At 62.6% G+C, this 18,368-nt stretch carries 19 protein-coding genes; 13 read left to right on the forward strand and 6 right to left on the reverse strand.

Features of this window, described 5'->3' with window-relative positions; translation table 11 throughout:
* Positions 1–17: 17 nt before the first annotated feature.
* On the reverse strand, positions 18–1,268 hold the full coding sequence (locus tag NKH99_RS08155) for a multidrug efflux MFS transporter (protein ID WP_353013514.1): 1,251 nt from the start codon (positions 1,266–1,268) through the stop codon (positions 18–20).
* Positions 1,269–1,464: 196 nt separating this feature from the next.
* Between NKH99_RS08155 and NKH99_RS08160 the strand changes: the two genes are divergently transcribed.
* Complete coding sequence (locus tag NKH99_RS08160; RefSeq protein WP_352472024.1) at positions 1,465–2,127, forward strand: GntR family transcriptional regulator; 663 nt, start codon at positions 1,465–1,467, stop codon at positions 2,125–2,127.
* Positions 2,128–2,223: 96 nt separating this feature from the next.
* Positions 2,224–2,481: a DUF982 domain-containing protein gene (locus tag NKH99_RS08165; RefSeq protein ID WP_023674477.1), complete on the forward strand. Its 258-nt coding sequence runs from the start codon at positions 2,224–2,226 to the stop codon at positions 2,479–2,481.
* A gap of 51 nt (positions 2,482–2,532) precedes the next feature.
* Here the strand turns inward: NKH99_RS08165 and NKH99_RS08170 are convergent, their stop codons facing one another.
* Both NKH99_RS08170 and NKH99_RS08175 read right to left on the reverse strand, forming a co-directional pair.
* A complete protein-coding gene (locus NKH99_RS08170; RefSeq protein WP_254817539.1) occupies positions 2,533–2,691 on the reverse strand; it encodes a hypothetical protein in 159 nt (52 codons plus the stop codon).
* A gap of 113 nt (positions 2,692–2,804) precedes the next feature.
* Positions 2,805–3,848, reverse strand: coding sequence for an aldo/keto reductase (locus NKH99_RS08175; protein ID WP_352472022.1), 1,044 nt, complete (start codon positions 3,846–3,848; stop codon positions 2,805–2,807).
* Between the two features lie 280 nt (positions 3,849–4,128).
* Between NKH99_RS08175 and ppk2 the strand changes: the two genes are divergently transcribed.
* Positions 4,129–5,049 carry a polyphosphate kinase 2 gene (gene ppk2 / locus NKH99_RS08180; protein WP_352472021.1) on the forward strand — a complete coding sequence of 307 codons (921 nt, stop codon included), beginning with the start codon at positions 4,129–4,131 and terminating at the stop codon, positions 5,047–5,049.
* Between the two features lie 48 nt (positions 5,050–5,097).
* Here the strand turns inward: ppk2 and NKH99_RS08185 are convergent, their stop codons facing one another.
* The 3 genes from NKH99_RS08185 to NKH99_RS08195 all read right to left on the reverse strand — a co-directional run bounded on the left by NKH99_RS08185 (position 5,098) and on the right by NKH99_RS08195 (position 8,084).
* Positions 5,098–5,745, reverse strand: a complete 648-nt coding sequence (locus NKH99_RS08185) for a dihydrofolate reductase family protein (RefSeq protein ID WP_352472020.1) — start codon at positions 5,743–5,745, stop codon at positions 5,098–5,100.
* A 396-nt stretch (positions 5,746–6,141) separates the two neighbouring features.
* A complete protein-coding gene (gene hemB / locus NKH99_RS08190; protein WP_352766906.1) occupies positions 6,142–7,173 on the reverse strand; it encodes a porphobilinogen synthase in 1,032 nt (343 codons plus the stop codon).
* A gap of 86 nt (positions 7,174–7,259) precedes the next feature.
* On the reverse strand, positions 7,260–8,084 hold the full coding sequence (locus NKH99_RS08195; RefSeq protein ID WP_352472018.1) for a DUF8605 domain-containing protein: 825 nt from the start codon (positions 8,082–8,084) through the stop codon (positions 7,260–7,262).
* Positions 8,085–8,229: 145 nt separating this feature from the next.
* Between NKH99_RS08195 and NKH99_RS08200 the strand changes: the two genes are divergently transcribed.
* The 10 genes from NKH99_RS08200 to NKH99_RS08245 all read left to right on the forward strand — a co-directional run bounded on the left by NKH99_RS08200 (position 8,230) and on the right by NKH99_RS08245 (position 18,302).
* Positions 8,230–9,273 carry an enoyl-CoA hydratase/isomerase family protein gene (locus NKH99_RS08200; protein ID WP_353013517.1) on the forward strand — a complete coding sequence of 348 codons (1,044 nt, stop codon included), beginning with the start codon at positions 8,230–8,232 and terminating at the stop codon, positions 9,271–9,273.
* Entirely contained in the window at positions 9,270–9,692 is a 423-nt protein-coding gene (locus NKH99_RS08205) for a DUF6163 family protein (RefSeq protein WP_023674485.1), read from the forward strand. The genes NKH99_RS08200 and NKH99_RS08205 overlap by 4 nt, the downstream gene beginning before the upstream one ends.
* Positions 9,693–9,894: 202 nt before the next feature.
* The gene (gene ldtR, locus NKH99_RS08210) at positions 9,895–10,410 is read left to right on the forward strand and encodes a transcriptional regulator LdtR (protein WP_023674486.1); all 516 of its coding nucleotides are present in this window, start codon (positions 9,895–9,897) and stop codon (positions 10,408–10,410) included.
* A 338-nt stretch (positions 10,411–10,748) separates the two neighbouring features.
* A complete protein-coding gene (locus NKH99_RS08215) occupies positions 10,749–12,002 on the forward strand; it encodes a L,D-transpeptidase family protein (protein WP_023674488.1) in 1,254 nt (417 codons plus the stop codon).
* Between the two features lie 125 nt (positions 12,003–12,127).
* Positions 12,128–13,774 carry a Na+/H+ antiporter gene (locus NKH99_RS08220; RefSeq protein ID WP_352766903.1) on the forward strand — a complete coding sequence of 549 codons (1,647 nt, stop codon included), beginning with the start codon at positions 12,128–12,130 and terminating at the stop codon, positions 13,772–13,774.
* A 116-nt stretch (positions 13,775–13,890) separates the two neighbouring features.
* Entirely contained in the window at positions 13,891–15,204 is a 1,314-nt protein-coding gene (glyA, locus tag NKH99_RS08225) for a serine hydroxymethyltransferase (protein ID WP_352766901.1), read from the forward strand.
* 69 nt (positions 15,205–15,273) lie between these two features.
* Positions 15,274–15,858 (forward strand): invasion associated locus B family protein, encoded by a 585-nt coding sequence (locus tag NKH99_RS08230; protein WP_352472055.1) that lies wholly within the window; start codon positions 15,274–15,276, stop codon positions 15,856–15,858.
* A gap of 153 nt (positions 15,859–16,011) precedes the next feature.
* Complete coding sequence (nrdR, locus tag NKH99_RS08235; RefSeq protein ID WP_023674492.1) at positions 16,012–16,521, forward strand: transcriptional regulator NrdR; 510 nt, start codon at positions 16,012–16,014, stop codon at positions 16,519–16,521.
* Positions 16,522–16,523: 2 nt separating this feature from the next.
* On the forward strand, positions 16,524–17,654 hold the full coding sequence (ribD, locus tag NKH99_RS08240; RefSeq protein WP_352766899.1) for a bifunctional diaminohydroxyphosphoribosylaminopyrimidine deaminase/5-amino-6-(5-phosphoribosylamino)uracil reductase RibD: 1,131 nt from the start codon (positions 16,524–16,526) through the stop codon (positions 17,652–17,654).
* A 30-nt stretch (positions 17,655–17,684) separates the two neighbouring features.
* Positions 17,685–18,302 (forward strand): riboflavin synthase, encoded by a 618-nt coding sequence (locus tag NKH99_RS08245; RefSeq protein ID WP_352766897.1) that lies wholly within the window; start codon positions 17,685–17,687, stop codon positions 18,300–18,302.
* Positions 18,303–18,368 lie beyond the last annotated feature (66 nt).

Consider the following 18,368-nt stretch of genomic DNA (forward strand, 5'->3'; position numbering starts at 1 on the left):
TAGTGCTGCGAACCGTGTCAGGATTTGCCGGCTTCCGCCAGCATGTCGCGCTCGCGGCGCGACTGGACCAGCCAGTTATAGGCCGCTCCGCCCGCCATCAGAATGGATGTGCCGAGAAACACCGAGCGCATACCGAAATGGCCGCCGGCAAAGCCGCCGAGCAACGGTCCGGCGACCTGCCCGACATATTGCGCCGAGATCGACAAGCCCAGCACATTGCCGCCGACCCCGTCGGGCACATTGTGGCGGATGACGCTGGTGATGCAGGGCAAAAGACCGCCAAGCGCCAGGCCCATCAGGAAACGCAGGCCGACGAGTTGCCAGCCCTGGGTAACGAAGGCCTGCGGGATCAGCAGCAGCGCCGAGACGGCGAGTGCGGCAACGATGACGTTCCAGTGGCCGATACGGTCGGCGAGATTGCCGAGCCGCGACGCCGACAGGATGGCGCCGAGCGCTGCCGCTGACATGACGATGCCGGAGACCAGCGTGACCTGGCACTGATCTTCGATGAGCTGCTGGACATAGACGGTGATGATCGGCTCGATCGACATGGTGGCGAAACTCAACAGCATGCCGGTCGCCAGCATGGCGACGACGGGGCGCTTGTCGGGAATCTGCGACCAGCTGTCCTTCACTTTTTCTTCTGACGCGGCCTTGGCGGCAACCGGGCGAGGCGCCTCCTTGATCAGCAAGGTGGTTGCCAGAAAAGCCAGGAAAATGACGCCGCCGGCGAGCAGGAATGTGGCGCGTATGCCAATCAGCGGCGGCAGCGCGCCGCCGAGCAGCGGACCGACCAGGGCACCGGCGGTGATACCGGCCGACAGAACGCCCAGCGCCCAGCCGGAGCGATCCTTCGGCGTCTGCATGGCAACCAGGATGGTCGAGCCCGAAGAATAGCCGCCGGCAAAGCCGATCAGCAGGCGCAAGAGCACCAATTGCCAGACAGTCTGCACCATGCCGGTCAGCGACATGCACAGCGCCATGCCGAAACTGGCGCGCACCAGCATCAGTTTGCGGCCGTAACGGTCGCCTAGCCGCCCCCACAGGGGCGCGACCAGCGCGGCGGCAAGGAAGGTGGCGCCGTAGGCGACGCCCGACCACTGCACGATCGCCGCATGGCCCTCTGCGCCCAGCTGCCCGACGTAAAGCGGCAGGAAGGGCAACAGCAGCGTCATCGCTACAAGCGTGCTGAACGAGCCGGCAAAACACACGGCGAGATTGCGGCGCCAGTGGACGTTGTGCGTGGCGCGGTTGGCGTCTTGCGGCATGTCTGTCCTGTCCGGTCAGCTTGCATGAAACTTGCTGTGGATACCAATCTGGGATACCAACCTGGTATCTGTCATGAACGCAAGCCCCGTCGCTGTCAATGCGGGCCTCTCAAACATGATCGACAAAGGCCGGCGTGATCGGCCAACGCCGGCCAGTGACCCGATTGCCGGAACGAATGACCTGAACGGAACGCCAATGTCGCAGATGCAGAACGTCGAAAAGCAGCTTCGCGAGATGATCCTCGGGCTCGAGATTGGTCCCGGCGAGCGGCTGACGGAGCGCTGGGTCGAAAGCCGCTTCGGCGCCTCGCGCACGCCGGTCAGGGCTGCGTTGCTGCGGCTCGAGACCGAAGGCCTGATCTGCCGCGACGGCCGCGGCTGGACGGTCTCGCCAATCAATCTTGCCGAGCTGGAGCAGATCGCCGTCTATCGCGAGGCGGTCGAGGTCGCGGCAGTCAGGCTGACTTGCACCTTGCAGGACAGAAGTGCCGTCGAAATCATCGAGGCGATGCTCGATTCTTGCGACGACAAGACGCCGCGCGAGGAATGGCATCGCGTCGGCAGGGATTTTCATATCGAGCTGGCACGCCTGTCAGGCAACGAGTTCCTGTTCAGAGCGGTTCGCGATGCGATGACGCGCCTGTCGCGCGCCCGCTGGCTCGAGGTTCGCGACGAGGCAGCGCTCGGCCGCGCCTGGGCCGAACACCATGCCATTCTGTCGGCGGTGCGGGCCGGCGATGCCGATACCGCCGCCCGCCTGCTTTCGGCCCATATCATCGGCAGCCGCGACCGGCTGGTGACCTCGCTGCGCAACGACCGGCGCGGCCTGCGCGCCCGTGGATTTGCCGTCGTCGCTTGAGTGAGGATCGGCTGCCATTGATCACGAAAAGAGCAGATGAGCGAAGAATGCTACTTTCGGTCTCGCTTCGCAAATGCCGATGGCGTAAGAGCGGCGATGGAAAACAACCGATTTGACACACCCGTGACCGTCAAGGGCGCGGCGGGAAGCAATCAGCTCTTGCGTACGGCCCGCGAGGCTTCCGACTACCTCCTCAACAATTGGCCCGGCAAGCGCAGCCCCAAGCACCGCGAAGCGTTGCAAGCCTGTCATGATGCGCTGGCCGGCGACAAGCCGGCCATGAACGCAAGACGGGCCTTCATTGCCGCCGCTCGTGAAGTGAACGTCTTCGTCAGCGACAAGGCGCCTGCCTGAGGCATAGCGGGATTTGACCGAGGCCCGGCCCGCCTGGCAGCCCGGATATCATCACTCTGCCGTTTCGGTTTTGGTTTGGGACTCGCTCTCGCCCTCGGGCTTCGATCGCTCCTTGGCTGCGACCTTGGCAGCCTGCTTTTCCGCCTTCTTGGCAGCCTTCTGCCGGTCGCGTTCCTTGCGTTCCTGACCGTAGTTCGGTGCTCGTGCCATATCGTTTCCTTTCGTTGTGCTTGGCCTTTGCCTAGGAGCATTGGACCGCAAACACAACACCGCAAGGCACGATCGGGCTCCATATCTCGGCGCAGTCCGGAGAGCCCGGCTTTTCAGGCGCCGTCGCGGTCGAGAACGAGATCGGCCGGCCCGAACCGGTCCTTTGCCGTGAATTGCTGGTGCCAGTAGGGATAGAGCACGGGGGGCCTGCTGACCACATCGAGCCGTGTGCGCTCCTCATCGGCAAGCACAAGGCTTGCAGCGGCGATATTGTCTTTGAAATGGGCTTCGGTTCGTCCGCCGATCACCAGCGAACTGACAGCGGGCCGGCCGAGCAGCCAGGCGAGCGCCACCTGCGCCGCCGACACGCCGTGATTATTGCCGATATCGATCAGCGTGTCGACGATCCGCCACAGCCGGTCCTCGTCGCGGATCGGCGGTTCCGACCAGCCGCTGAGCTGGCGGGCGGTCGGCTGGTCACGGTGGTATTTGCCGGACAGCAACCCGCCGGCAAGCGGGCTCCAGACCAGCACGCCGAGCCCCTGGTCGACCGAGATCGGTAACAATTCATACTCGGCCTCGCGCGCTTCCAACGTGTAATGGATCTGCTGGGTGACGAAGCGTGGCTGGTGATGACGGTCGCTGATCCCCAGCCCCTTCATCACTTGCCAGCCGGAATAATTGGAGCAGCCGACATAACGGACCTTGCCCTGCGCGACCAGCGTGTCGAGCGCGGCGATGGTTTCCTCAAGCGGTGTCAGGCCATCCCACTCGTGCAGGAAATAGATGTCGATGACATCCGTCCTGAGCCGCTTCAGGCTCCTCTCGCATTCGCGGATCAGATGGTAGCGCGACAGGCCTTCATCATTGGGGCCTTTGCCGATCCGCATGCGCGCCTTGGAGGCGATCAGCACGTCGCCCTTGCGCTTGCCGCCAAGCGCCTCGCCGATGATCTCTTCCGACACGCCGTTCGAATAGACATTGGCGGTGTCGATGACATTGACGCCGGCATCGATGCAAAGGTCGATCATCCGGCGCGCCTCGTCGAGGTCGGTCTTGCCGACCGCCGAAAACGCGCCGCCGCCGCCGAACGTCATGGTGCCCATGGTCAGCGTCGAAACCTTCAGCCCGGAACGGCCGAGAGTGCGGTATTCCATGTCGTGTCCTCACAATTTATCGGGAAAGGGCGTTGCAGACGACAGCCCTCAATGAACCGGCTATTTGTAGGATAATTCGTTCCGCTTGTCGCCCGTTCCGCAGGGCAAGCTCGATCACATCTTGCGGATTGAAACGCACAGCCAGCGCAGTAGTGGCTGCAATAAAACCGTCATTGCCGGCCTATACTAACATCGGTCCAGCGCTTCGATTTCCGGCCGCCGGGCCGGGCGGCAGAGCGCCTGACAGCGGCCGGCAAGGCCTGTAAGCGGAGCAGCGTAAATGACCGAGATAAAACAGAATTCCCCGGCCAGGGACTGGCTGGAAGCGGAACTCGCCGACACGCTGGATGAAGACTATGAGCTGGAAATCTCGGAGCCGGCGCTGTCGATGGAGATCGCCAAGATCTACAAGAATGCACATCCGCCATCGATCGACCGCCTGCAGTATTTTCGCGATCTCATCACGCTGCAATCCGAGTTGATCAAGCTGCAGTCCTGGGTCGCCTATCACAAGAAGAAGCTCGTCGTGGTTTTCGAGGGCCGCGACTCGGCGGGCAAGGGTGGTGTTATCAAGCGCATCACCCAGAGGCTTAATCCGCGCATCTGCCGCGTCGCAGCACTTCCGGCGCCGACCGAGCGCGAGAAGTCGCAATGGTATTTCCAGCGCTACGTTCCGCATCTGCCGGCCGGCGGCGAGATCGTGCTGTTCGACCGCTCCTGGTACAACCGCTCCGGCGTCGAGCGGGTAATGGGCTTTGCCCAGCCGGATCAGGTCGAGGAGTTCTTCCGCGACGTTCCGGATTTCGAACGCATGCTGGTCCGCTCAGGCATTACGCTTGTCAAATACTGGTTTTCGATCACCGACGAGGAGCAGCAGATGCGCTTTTTGATGCGCATCCATGACCCGATGAAGCAATGGAAACTGTCGCCGATGGACCTCCAGTCGCGCGTGCGCTGGGAGCAGTACACCAAGGCCAAGGAAGAAACGTTCGCCCGCACCAATATCCCGGAAGCCCCGTGGTTCATCGTCGAGGGCAACGACAAGAAACGGGCACGGCTGAACTGCATCGACCATCTCCTCAAGCAGATGCCCTATGAGGAGGTGCCGCACGAGGAGATCACACTGCCGGAGCGCGTCTTCAATCCCGAATACGAGCGCCAGGTACTGCCGCGCGAACTGTATGTGCCGGAGAAGTACTGACTAAAGCGGCGAGGAGGGCGCCGCTCCATGGCGGCACCCTGCAACAAGCTAGGTGCGCTCGATGATGACATGCGTGGCCTTCGGCGTCGCGACCTGCTCGCTGCAGCGATAGCCGAGCTTGGGCATGTCGATGCCGGCAAAAAGGCTCTCGCCGGCGCCTAGCAGGACCGGTGAGATCGCCAGATGCATTTCGTCGATGAGCTTTTCCTTGAGATATTGCCGGATCGTAGAAACGCCGCCGCCCAGCCGTACATCCTTACCGTCAGCCACTGCCTTCGCCTTCTCCAGCGCTGAGTGGATGCCGTCGGTCACGAAATAGAAGGTCGTGCCGCCCTCCATGACAATAGGATCACGCGCATGGTGCGTGAGCACGAAGACCGGCACGTGGTAGGGTGGGTTGTCACCCCACCAGCCTTTCCAGCTGTCATCCGGCCATTCGCCGCGGATCGGCCCAAACATGTTGCGGCCGAGGATCCATGCGCCGACATTTTCGAAGCTGCGTGCCGCGAACGCCTCGTCGGTGTCCGTGGTCCCGCCATCCTTGCCGAGGACCATCTTGCGGAAGGTGCGGGTGCCGAACATCCATTCGTGCAGGGCTTCTCCGCCAACACCCAGCGGGTTCTTCAGGTCTTGGTCGGGACCGGCGCCGAAGCCGTCGATCGACAGGGTGAAAGCGCTGACGCGAAGCTTGGACATGGAAGCCTCCTCGATAACCAATTGTGACATGCAAGCAGTTATCGGGGTAGCTTAACTGATTGCATATTGCAAGCGGTATTTTTGCTGGCGGGGCAATCGCTTCCAAATCATGTTGGAATAACCAATCTCAATGTCGGCGCCGCCCGTCATCCGCCTGCCGGCAGCTTCTCCCTGTATAGTGACGGGGAGAAGGGGCCGGCCGCAACGTCGATGTTTTTGCAACGCTGGAGATTGGTAAAATCTTTTACGAACGCGTCTTTCTCCCTGCCACTTTACGGAGAGAAATACCCGGCAGGGCAACGAGGGGCAGCGTAAACTTGAAGCGATGTCCTGCGGCGTTCCATGTCGCGCTTTGGACGAACGAACACTACTCGATGTAGACGCTACAAAGGCGCATCACCCCTTGAGCATCGCCGCCACTTCCGGCGCGAAGTAGGTCAGGATGCCGTCGCAGCCGGCGCGCTTGAAGGCGAGCAGCGATTCCAGCATCGCCTTTTCGCCGTCGATCCAGCCATTGGCGGCGGCGGCCTTGATCATCGAATATTCGCCCGAGACCTGATAGGCAAAGGTCGGCATCTGCAACTCGACTTTCAGCCGGCGGATGATGTCGAGATAGGGCAGGCCGGGCTTGACCATCAGCATGTCGGCGCCCTCGGCCAGATCCTGCTCGGCCTCGCGCACCGCTTCGTCGGAATTGGCGTGATCGATATAATAGGTCTTCTTGTCGCCCTTGAGCAGGCCGGCGGTGCCGACCGCCTCACGGTAGGGGCCGTAAAAAGCGGATGCGAACTTGGTCGCATAGGACATGATCGCCACATCCTGAAATCCATTGGCGTCGAGCGCATCGCGGATGGCACCGATCCGGCCGTCCATCATGTCCGAGGGGGCAATGATGTCGGCCCCCGCCGCCGCCTGGATGACGGCCGCCGCCGTCACTTGCTCCACCGTTTCATCATTGACGATAATGCCCTCGCGCAAGATGCCGTCATGGCCATGCGAGGTGAACGGGTCAAGCGCCGCGTCGGTGATGATGCCGATCTCCGGCACCGCCCGCTTGATGGCGCGGGTGGCGCGGTTGATGATGTTTTCCGGATCGAGGATGTGCGAACCGGTCTGATCGCGCAGGCCGAGCTCCACATTGGGGAAAGTGGCGATCGCCGGAATGCCAAGCTTGGCCGCGCGCTCAGCCTCCTTGACGGCGAGGTCGAGCGACAGGCGGAACACGCCGGGCATGGCGGCGATCGGTTCGCGCACTTGTCTGCCGTCGACGACGAAGATCGGCCATATCAGATCGTCGACCGACAGCCGGTTCTCCTGGACAAGGCGGCGCGACCAGTCGGCCTTGCGCATGCGCCGCAGCCGCCGGCTGCCGGTGATCTCGTCGACGCTGCGCGCGCCGGCAGGCTTTGCAGGGGTGAATCTGTTCATCGCAAAAACTCCGGATCGGGCGGCTTTTACCACGAGCCTCCGCTGCTGACCAATGCGACACGATTGTGCCAGGGTCCTGTCGGGCGCTATTCTGGTTGGCCATTGCCCGACAGGATCTGCGCAGCACCCCGCATGGCGACGCGGAATGCCTCGTCGAAGCTGACGCCGCGCACTTGCCAATTGTAGCTCTTGCCATTCAAGGCAAGCCGCCAGTCGGCTATCCAGCCCAGTTCCTTGTCGCTCCAGACGATACTGCCGGCGAGCGCCTGGTCGGCTCCGGCCTTCCTGGCAAGCTGGTCCAGCGTCGTGATATCGGCATGGCGCAGGGCCTGGTCGTCAAGCTTCGAGGCCGACAGCAGTGACGCTTCGGGAAACACAATCGGCATGACCAGCGGACCGGTGGCATTGACGAAGGATTCGCGCATCGCCGCCCCGCGCTCATCGTCGGCGGTCAGCACGAACTGCCTTGTGCCTTGCTCCGCCGCCAGGAAAATTGCCAGGCGTGGCCGCTCGCCAAGCCATGGTTTGCTGCCAAGCGCGGCAAGCACCGGATCGATAACGTCAGGCCTGTACAGACAAGTGAGATCATGCGGCCGGTCATGGGTGCCTTGTTCGTCATGGATTGGAATGCCTTCGAGACGGTCGCGATAGCGGAATTCGGCAACGAAGCTGCCGGCCTTGTCGCGCAGCGCCGCCATCTCAGTTCTCTTCGGCAGCCGCTGATCGCCGGACACACGAACCAGCACCGCATCGAGGCAGGCCTTGAAGCCGATCTGCCTGTTGACCTCGCCCTGGCCGGTGACGATGGTCTGCGATTGATAGAGCTCGTCGACGGTTTCGGCCGATACGGGAGGAGTGTTCGCAGCGATCAGGCCGACCACCATAACAGCAAGGCGCGGCAACCAAGGCATGGTTCAACCTTCCGGTTCAAAGCGCCAGCATTAGCACTGGGTGACGCCGACGACCATGCAGCGGATTGGCCGCCGCCATTGACGCGGCCATGCGCCACGCTTTAGCACTTCACTCCCGGCGGGCGCGGGGAGGGATTCTCTGGCGATGGATTTTGGCGGAGGCGACGAGATTCGCTTCGAAAGATTGGGCAGGGCTGGCGTCGTCACGCTGACGCGGCCGCAGGCGCTCAATGCCGTAACCCACCGCATGGTCAAGGCGCTGGACAAGGCGCTGCGCAGTTGGGAGCGCGACGACGTCGTCGACGTTGTCGTCGTCAAGGCCGAGGGCAGGGCATTTTCGGCGGGCGGCGACATCCTCCACATCTACGAAGCCGGCCGCGCAGGAAGGCCTCCGGTCGATTTCTTCGCCGATGAATACCGGCTGAACGCCCGCATCGCCCGCTTCAAGAAACCCTATGTCGCGGTGATCGACGGCATCGTCATGGGCGGCGGCGTAGGTATCTCCTTCCATGGTTCGCAGCGAGTGCTGACCGAAAACGCCCAGTTTGCCATGCCCGAGGTCGGCATCGGCTTTTTCCCGGATGTCGGCGCCAGCCATCTGTTGCCGGATCTCGGCGGCAGCTTCGGCATGTATCTGGCGCTGACCGGCAACCGCATCCGCTATGGCGATGCTTTGTGCTCGGGCCTCGCCACCCATACGATCAAGGCGGAGGACCAGGCCGGCTTCCTCGACCGTCTGGCGGAAAGCGGCGACCCGGAATCGGTGCTGCGCGGCTGCTTCGTCCCGGCCAGGCGCGAGACCGACAGGCCGACGCTGGAAGCCATCGCCCGGCATTTCGCGCAGCCGTCGCTGGCCGATATCGTCGCCAGTCTGGAGCGGGCAGCCGCTGCCGACGAGTTCGCGGCAAAGACGCTGGCCACCATCCGCACACGTTCACCGACCAGCCTGCATGTTGCATGGCGCCAGATTAGCGCCGGGCAGACGTTGTCGATGGACGAGTGCATGAAAATGGAGTTCCGTATCCTCAACCGCATGCTTGCCGGGCACGACTTCTATGAAGGTATCCGCGCCGCCATCATCGATAAAGGCTCGACGCCGCAATGGCGGCCGGCAGGTATCGATGACGTCAGCGCCGCCAACGTCGACGCCTATTTCGCATCGCTCGGCGAACGGGAACTGAAGCTGTGAGCGAGGTCGCCTCGAGACGCGTGGTGCTGCAGCCCTCGACGATCGAGGTCATCTTCGCCTGGTTCCAGCGCGTCATCGCCGGCTACTGTCTGCTGTTCGGCATCTTGTACTGGATCCGGCTGATCGGCTTTTACCCCGGCCCGTTGTGGCGCTTCGACCTGATGCCGGTACACTGGCAGGTGGCGGCGGTGGTGCTGGCGGTGTTTTTTCCGTTCGCTGCCGCCGGCCTGTGGATGCTGGCGTCCTGGGGGCCGGTGATCTGGTTCATCTGCGCGGTGACCGAGTGCGTCATGTATGCTGGCTTCCCCGAGTTGTTCGGCCACCGGCCGCTGATCGTCGCCTCGCACCTTGCGGTGGCGCTGCTCTACATTGTGTTCCGCGTGGTGATCTGGATCCAGAAGCGGCAACCCCGGCGATAGCAATTCCGGCCAGGATCGTTGGCTAAATCTTTAGGTTAATTATCCTTGCTCGGGTGACCGTCCGTTAAGCCTCTTTCGAAACCCCTTACCGGTAAGCTCTTGTTAGCCTTGGCGTTTAAGTCGAATTTTATGAGTATTCGATAGTGTCGCGGTCAAGGTGAAGAACAAAAAATCACCGGGCGACAAACGAGAGGCAAAGACAATGATCAATTCGCGTCCGGCGGCGAAGACCGCCAACGTATCCGATGACCGCCGCGAGGCGATCCGTTCGCTGTACATGGAATCGCTGCAGCTGGTCGAGCGGCTGCATCGCCGTCTGCTTGATGTGATCAAGGACGAATTCGACCGCAACGGTCGCTCCGACATCAACGCCATCCAGGCGCTGCTCCTGTTCAACATCGGCAATTCGGAGCTGACCGCCGGCGAACTGCGCTCGCGTGGCTACTATCTCGGCTCGAACGTCTCCTACAATCTGAAGAAGCTGGTCGATCTCGGCTTCATCAACCACCAGCGCTCGCGCATCGACCGCCGTTCGGTGCGGGTTTCGCTGACGCCGAAGGGCAATGAGGTGGCGGAAGTCGTCGCCGGCCTCTACGAGCGCCATGTCGGTTCGATCGAGCAGGTTGGCGGCATCAACACGGAGGAGTTCAAGCAGATGAACCGCGCCCTGCAGCGCCTGGATCGGTTCTGGAACGATACCATCGCCTACCGGATGTAATCGCATCCGCCGCATCTAGATTTGAAGCTGGACTACGGAAGTGCTGCCGCGGAGTGGACCAAAGGCCGGTGCCGAAAAGCACCGGTCTTGCCGTTTCGTCAGGCCGGCCGATCCAAATTCGAGCAACAGCCACGTTGCCGCCATATTCCAATGGAACCGAAGATGCGGGTGATGCTGGGGCCAAAGCCGTGCATTTGTCCTGTGCTCAAGTCACTTCCCATGTGGTTTTACACCGAAGTGATGCGGGCCATGGTTGGCTAATTGTTAAGAAGCCAACTCTAGAGTGCGGGCGAGACCGCCCGGTGGGTTGAATTGTAGCAAGAATGTCTGGAACGTCCATGAGAACCAGCCGCCGTTTCTTCCTTTCAGGAGCCTCCGCGCTCGCAGCCGCAATGGTCGCCGGCCGCGCCAGTGCACAGGATGTGATCGGGGATATCCTGAAATCCTCGGCGCGCGGCAATTGGGACGACCAATTCGATGCGCGTGCCAGCGAAGGCGGCAAGGTTGCCTCGACGCTGCCGATCTTCAGCCTGCAGACGGTGTCCTTCACCGAGCAGGCGATCATGCAGTATCAGAATATCGTCGCGCAAGGCGGCTGGGAACAGGTTCCAGACACCAAGAAGCTGCAGCTTGGCGTCGAGGATCCCGATGTGGTGCCGCTGCGCAGGCGCTTGATGATATCGGGCGATCTGGCGCAGAGCGCCGGGCTCTCGGAAGCGTTCGATTCGTACGTCGACTCGGCGCTCAAGCGCTTCCAGTTGCGTCACGGCTTGCCGGCCGACGGAACCACGGGCAAATATACTTTCGCGGCAATGAACGTGTCGGCGCCGGTTCGGCTTGGTCAGCTCCAGACCAATCTGCAACGGCTGCGTGAGCGGGCCGGCACGCTTGGCAACCGCTATGTTCTGGTCGACATCCCGGCGGCGCAGATCGAGGCTGTCGAGAACGACCGCGTTGTGCTGCGCCACACCGCAATCGTCGGCAAGATCGATCGCCAGACGCCGATCGTCAATTCCAAGATCAACGAAATCATCGTCAATCCGTACTGGAACGCGCCGGTCTCGATCGTGCGCAAGGATATCATTCCGCTGATGCGGAAGGACCCCAACTATCTCAAGGACAGCCATATCCGCCTGTTTGCGCCGGACGGCAGCGAGGTCGACCCAATGACGGTCGACTGGTCGACCGATGATGCCGCCAAATACCGCTTCCGCCAGGATCCCGGTTCCGGCAACGCGATGGCCTCAGTCAAGATCAATTTTCCCAGCCCGGACGGCGTCTACATGCACGACACGCCGCAGCAGAGCCTGTTCGGCAAGCTGATGCGCTTCGATTCCTCTGGCTGCGTGCGGGTTCAGAACGTGCGCGACCTCGTCACCTGGATTCTGCGCGACACACCGGGCTGGGATCGCCAGCATTTCGAGGCGGCGATCAAGACCGGGGAGAACACGCCGGTGCAGGTCACCAATCCGGTGCCGGTTTATTTTCTCTACGTCTCGGCCTGGTCGACAGGGCCGGGCGTGGTCCAGTTCCGTGACGACATTTACGGCCTCGACGGAGCCAACGAGCTGCAGATCACATCCGCGCTCTAAGCAGCTGAGTTCATTTGCAAAAGGCCGCCGGAAGGCGGCCTTTTTCGTTGCCGAGTCTTTCGCGGAAAGCTTTGCTGGGCCGATTGCCGGAAAAAGGACGCGGCGCTGTAGTCGGAAATCGCATCATGCATGTCGCAATGTTCATTCTGGTCGTGCTCATCTTCGTCGCCGTTTCGGGCGCGCTGGTCCGGCTGGTGCGGGTGCCGCTGCCGGTACTGCAGATCGCCATCGGTGCAGCGCTCGCCTGGCCGGTGCGCGGCATGCATGTCGAGATCGATCCCGAGCTGTTCCTGCTAACGTTCATCCCACCGCTGCTGTTCAGCGACGCCTATGGTGCGCCCAAGCGCGAACTGATCGCGCTGCGCGGGCCGATCCTCGACCTCGCCATCGGGCTGGTCTTCTTCACCATTGTCGGCTTCGGCTACGCTTTGCACTGGCTTGTCCCGAGCATCCCGCTCGTCGTCGCTTTCGCACTTGCTGCGGTGCTGTCGCCCACCGATGCGGTGGCCGTCTCCTCGATCGTCGACAAGAGCCTGGTCCCGGCCCGGCTGATGCACATCCTGGAGGGCGAGGCGCTGCTCAACGATGCGTCGGGCCTCGTGATGTTCCGCTTTGCGGTGGCAGCTGCCTTGACCGGCAGCTTCTCCTTCGTCGCGGCGTCCGTGACTTTCCTCTATGCCGTCGCTGCCGGCATCCTGGCCGGCGTGGCTGCCTTGTTCGTCGCCGCCAAGGTGCTGCAATTGCTGAACCGTATCGGCGGCGTGCCGGCCGAGGCGCAGGTGCTGGTCATGGTCCTGCTGCCGTTCATCGCCTATCTCGGCGCCGAGAATGTCGGCGCCTCGGGCATTCTGGGGGCGGTCACGGCCGGAGTGCTCACCGGCGGCTCCGGGATTTTCCGCTTTCTCGGCGTCTCGGCGCGCATACAGACCGTATCGCTGTGGACGACGCTATCCTTCGTCTTCAACGGCGCGCTGTTCATCCTGCTCGGGTTGCAGCTTCCCGAAATCATCGGCAACGTGCCGCCTGAGCTCGGCAGCCGCTATCCGGTCATCCAGCCAATCGCCACGGTGGTCGCGCTGACACTATGCCTGATCGGGCTGCGCTTCCTGTGGATCTGGGTCGGCGACATCGCGACGCGCGTCTCAGCGCGATTACGCGAGCAGAAGGCCGAGCCGTTCGGGCTGCGCGTCCGGATCGCCGGCTCTGTTGCCGGCGTGCGCGGCGCCATCACGCTGGCCGGCATCCTGTCGCTGCCGCTCACCATGCCGAATGGTTCGCCCTTTCCGGCGCGCGACGTGGTGATCTTCCTCGCCGCAGGCGTCATCATCTGCTCATTGCTCATAGCCAGCCTTGCCTTGCCCAAGGTGGCACGGGGGCTGGTCGAGCCGGGCGAGGATCCTGGCGCTGCCGAGGAGCGTCTTGCGCGCGTGGGCGCGGCCAAGGCCGCCATCGTCCGCATCGAGAGCATGGCCGGCGCGACCGACGGCGATGAAGGGGAAATACCCGGCGCCCGGCTTGCCGCCGCCGACAGCATCGTCGCCGGTTACCGTCGCCGCATCGCTGCCTCCGACGAGGCCGACGAGGCGCGCGCCGAGGCCCGCGAGGCCGGACGGCTGGAGCTCGAATTGAGGCTGGCGGGCATTGAGGCCGAACGCGCAGCGGTTCGCGCAATGTTTCGCAGCGGCCAGATTAACGACCATACGATGCAGGCGCTGTTCACCGAGATCACACTCACCGAGGCCCTGCTGAAGGGCCGGCAGGCAAGGAAATAGAGGCTGCCAGTCTCTCTGGCGCAATCCGGCCAGCAAATTTCGCGCTGCAAACGTGGCGGGCCGAAAGCAACTGTGTTAATGGCGCGACAGACCCCGAACCTTGAGGATTTCAGCCCATGGCAACAGCAGCGGCAGTGTCGAACAAATTCGAATCCTTTTTCGAAACCACGCTTGCCGATGCCGACCCCGAGATTTTCGGCGCAATCCGCAACGAACTCGGCCGCCAGCGCCACGAAATCGAGCTGATTGCCTCGGAAAATATCGTCTCGCGTGCCGTGCTCGAGGCACAGGGGTCGATCATGACCAACAAATATGCCGAGGGCTATCCGGGCAAGCGCTACTATGGCGGCTGCCAATTCGTCGATGTCGCCGAGGAACTGGCCATCGAACGCGCGAAAAAGCTGTTCGGCTGCAGCTTCGCCAACGTCCAGCCGAATTCCGGTAGCCAGATGAACCAGGCGGTGTTCCTGGCGTTGCTGCAGCCCGGCGACACCTTCATGGGCCTCGACCTCAATTCCGGCGGACACCTGACACATGGCTCGCCGGTCAATATGAGCGGCAAATGGTTCAAGGTCGTCTCCTATGGCGTACGCCGGGACGATCATCTGCTCGACATGGATGCGATCGAGAAGACCGCCCATGAGACCAGGCCGAAATTGATCCTGGCCGGCGGCACAGCCTATTCACGTGTCTGGGACTGGAAGCGTTTTCGCGAGATCGCCGATTCGATCGGTGCCTATCTGATGGTCGACATGGCCCACATCGCCGGCCTGGTCGCCGGCGGCATGCATCCGTCGCCGCTGCCGCATGCCCATGTGGTCACCACCACGACGCACAAATCGCTGCGCGGGCCGCGCGGCGGCATGATCCTTTGCAACGACGAGGATATTGCCAAGAAGATGAATTCGGCCGTCTTCCCCGGCCTGCAGGGTGGACCGCTGATGCATGTGATCGCCGCCAAGGCGGTGGCTCTGGGCGAGGCGCTGAAGCCGAGCTTCAAGATCTATGCGGAGAGCGTCGTCGCCAATGCCAAGGCGCTGGCCTCCAGTCTGCAGGAAACCGGTCTCGACATCGTCTCCGGCGGCACCGACAACCATCTGATGTTGGTCGACCTGCGTCCCAAGAACGCAACCGGCAAGCGCGCCGAGGCTGCCCTTGGCCGCGCCAACATCACCTGCAACAAGAACGGCATCCCCTTCGATCCGGAAAAGCCTTTCGTGACATCGGGCGTTCGGCTCGGCACGCCGGCCGGCACCACGCGCGGCTTCGGTCAGGCCGAGTTCCGCGAGATCGGCAAGCTGATCGCCGAAGTGCTGGATGGACTGAAGGTCGCCAATTCCGACGAAGGCAACGCGGCCGTCGAGGCAACCGTGAAGGCCAAGGTGGCGGCATTGACGGATCGTTTTCCGCTTTACCCGTATCTTGGTTGACGCAGGGCGTCAGCCCCCAACTGTGACGGCGCCGATCAACTGGCCACGGCTGCATCTCGGAGACGTTTGATGATGATGCGAATTTTCCGTTTCACCAGTGTTGGCGCTGCCTTGCTCACCTTAGCGACCTCTCAGCTACTCGGCGCGGCCTTGGCGCAGACCGAGCCGACGCCGGCAGCACCCAAGACAGAGACTTTTGGCAGGTGGTCCACCACGGTGGACGAGGTCAACACCGGTGAGGACGTGCGCAAGACCTGCGCCGCCTCGACGGTCTTTTTCGACGCTAACGGCACCAGTGGCACCCTCACGCTGGCCATCTCGAATGGCGACGTACTGCCACCCGAGGGCTATCCGAGCCTCATCATCGCCGTGAGAAACAGTGACTTGCCCAAGGGGGACAACATCCCGGCGGTGTTCCGCGACGTCAACGACAAGATCAAGGCTGGCTTTCATATTATCGCCGACGGACAGTGGATGATGGACAACAAACCCGAGACCACGGTTGCCATACTGCGTGCCATGCGCCGTACCAGCGCCCTCGATGTCAGCTTCGCCGACAAGCCGGTCGCGACGATATCGATGGACGGCTTCACCAAGGCCTATCGCTATCTCGGCACGTCCTGCGGCTTCCCGACCGGCGACGTCGCTCCCTGATTGGCGTATTGCCGTCCAACTAATTGCCGCTCTCGCAATTTTCCTCGTGCCTCGCTATCTCTGAGACGCGATCGGTCATCGGCCATACTTTGCCATCGTGGCAAAAACCTCTAAGCCGTTCGCACTACGAGAATCGCGAACCGAAGGCTCTCCATGCGCTGTCCCTACTGTCAGTCCGAAGATACGCAGGTGAAGGATTCGCGCCCTGCCGAAGACGGTGCAGCGATCCGCAGGCGGCGCGTCTGCCCGGATTGCGGCGGCCGCTTCACCACTTTCGAGCGCGTCCAATTGCGCGATCTCGTCGTGGTGAAGAAGTCTGGACGCAAGGTGCCGTTCGACCGCGACAAGTTGCTGCGCTCTGTCGAGATCGCGGTACGCAAGCGCAATGTCGACCCGGAACGTATCGACCGGGCGGTGACCGGCATCGTGCGCCAGCTCGAAAGCTCGGGCGAGACCGAGGTGGCCTCGGGGGAAGTCGGCCGGCTGGTCATGGAGGCGCTTAAGTCGCTCGATGATGTCGCCTATGTGCGCTTTGCCTCCGTCTACCGCAATTTCCGCGAGGCCAAGGATTTCCACGACGTGTTGGGCGAACTCAAAGGCGACGAGCTCAAAACCGACGAGCCCAGGGGCGAAGAGCTGAAGAGCGAAGAGGACGCCAGCTGAGCATGGCAGGGTCCGAACGCAGCACGGCTGAGCAAGAGGTCCTCGATCGCCGCTATATGGCGGCAGCCCTCAGGCTGTCGCGCAAGAATGCCGGGCGGACCTCGACCAACCCTTCCGTCGGCACGCTGATCGTGCGCGATGACGGCGACGGGCCGATGATCGTCGGCAGTGGCGTCACCGCCGTCGGCGGCCGGCCGCATGCCGAGACCGAGGCTTTGGCAGAGGCCGGCGAACTGGCGCGCGGCGCCACCGCCTATGCAACGCTGGAGCCCTGCGCCCATCACGGCCGCACGCCGCCTTGCGCCAATGCGCTGGTCAGTGCCGGCGTGGCGCGTGTGGTCGGCGCTGCCAGCGATCCTGACCCGCGTGTTTCCGGCAAGGGCTATGCAATCTTGCGTGCCGCCGGCGTCGAAGTGGTGGAAAAAGTGTTGGCGGCCGAGGCTGCGGAGCAGATGGCCGGCTATTTAATTCGATCTCTGAAAAAACGCCCGGAAGTGATCCTGAAACTTGCGCTTTCGAGCGACAACAAGATCGGCGTGAAAGGCGAGGGACAGGTCTCCATCACCGGCGATATCGCCCGACGCGAAGTCTATCTGATGCGCGCCGAAGCCGATGGCATATTGATCGGCATCGGCACGGCACTGGAGGACGATCCGGCGCTGACGGTTCGGCTTCCGGGACTGGAGAGCCGTTCGCCAGCGCGCATCGTACTCGACCGTCAGATCAGGTTACCCGAGACTTCGAAACTGGTCGCCGGCGTCGACCGTGTGCCGCTCTATGTCGCTGCCTGCGCCGAGGCCGATCCGCACCGGCGCGCCACGCTCGAACGCGCCGGCGTGCGCTTCATCGGCACTGAGACGTATGAAGGCGATATTGCGCTGCCGGAACTGCTCGAGGATCTGGCGGCACTCGGCATGGCCAGCGTGCTGATCGAGGGCGGCGCCAAGATCGCCAAGGCCTTCCTCGCCGAACAAGTGGTCGATCGTATCGTGCTGTTTCAGGGGCCGGACGCGATCGGCGAGGGCGGCATTGTATCGCCGATCGATGCCAACAATATCCCGCCGGGATTTCGCAAATTGCGCAACATGCGTTTCGGCGAAGATACATATGCGGAATGGATAAGAGACATCTAGGACCGAACTGATGTTCACAGGGCCAAACTAATGTTCACTGGAATCGTCACCGATGTCGGCACCGTCGCTGCCGTGAAGCCGCTCAGGGAAGGCGTCGGTTTGCGTATCGACACCGCTTACGATCCGCAGACCATTGCCATCGGCGCCTCGATTTCCTGCGGCGGCGTCTGCCTGACGGTGACGGGATTGCCGGAAGACGGCGCCAACGCACGCTGGTTCGAGGTCGAGGCCTGGGAAGAAGCACTCAGGCTGACGACCGCGATGGGCTGGAAATCCGGCACGCGCATCAACCTGGAGCGGGCGCTGAAGATCGGCGACGAGCTTGGCGGCCATCTAGTGTCCGGCCATGTCGACGACATGGCCGAGATCGTGGCGCGCAAGGAGGAGGGCGACGCCGTTCGCTTCACCCTGGAAGCACCGCGCGACCTGGCAAAATTCATCGCCCCCAAGGGCTCCGTCGCGCTCGACGGCACTTCGCTGACCGTCAACAAGGTCGAAGGCAGCCGCTTCGACGTGCTGTTGATCCACCACTCACTGACGGTCACCACCTGGGGCGAACGCCAGGTCGGCGATCGCGTCAATCTCGAGATCGACACCATGGCCCGCTATGCGGCGCGACTGGTGGAGGCGGCTAAAGAGGGGCTTTGAGGCGCTCGTCCATAAAGCCCATTCCCTGGTGCGACCGCCGCCGAGTTGGCCTTGAAAGTTCCTTCG

It is taken from the genome of Mesorhizobium sp. M0854, assembly GCF_040319815.1.
In the GTDB taxonomy this organism is placed as follows: Bacteria; Pseudomonadota; Alphaproteobacteria; order Rhizobiales; family Rhizobiaceae; genus Mesorhizobium.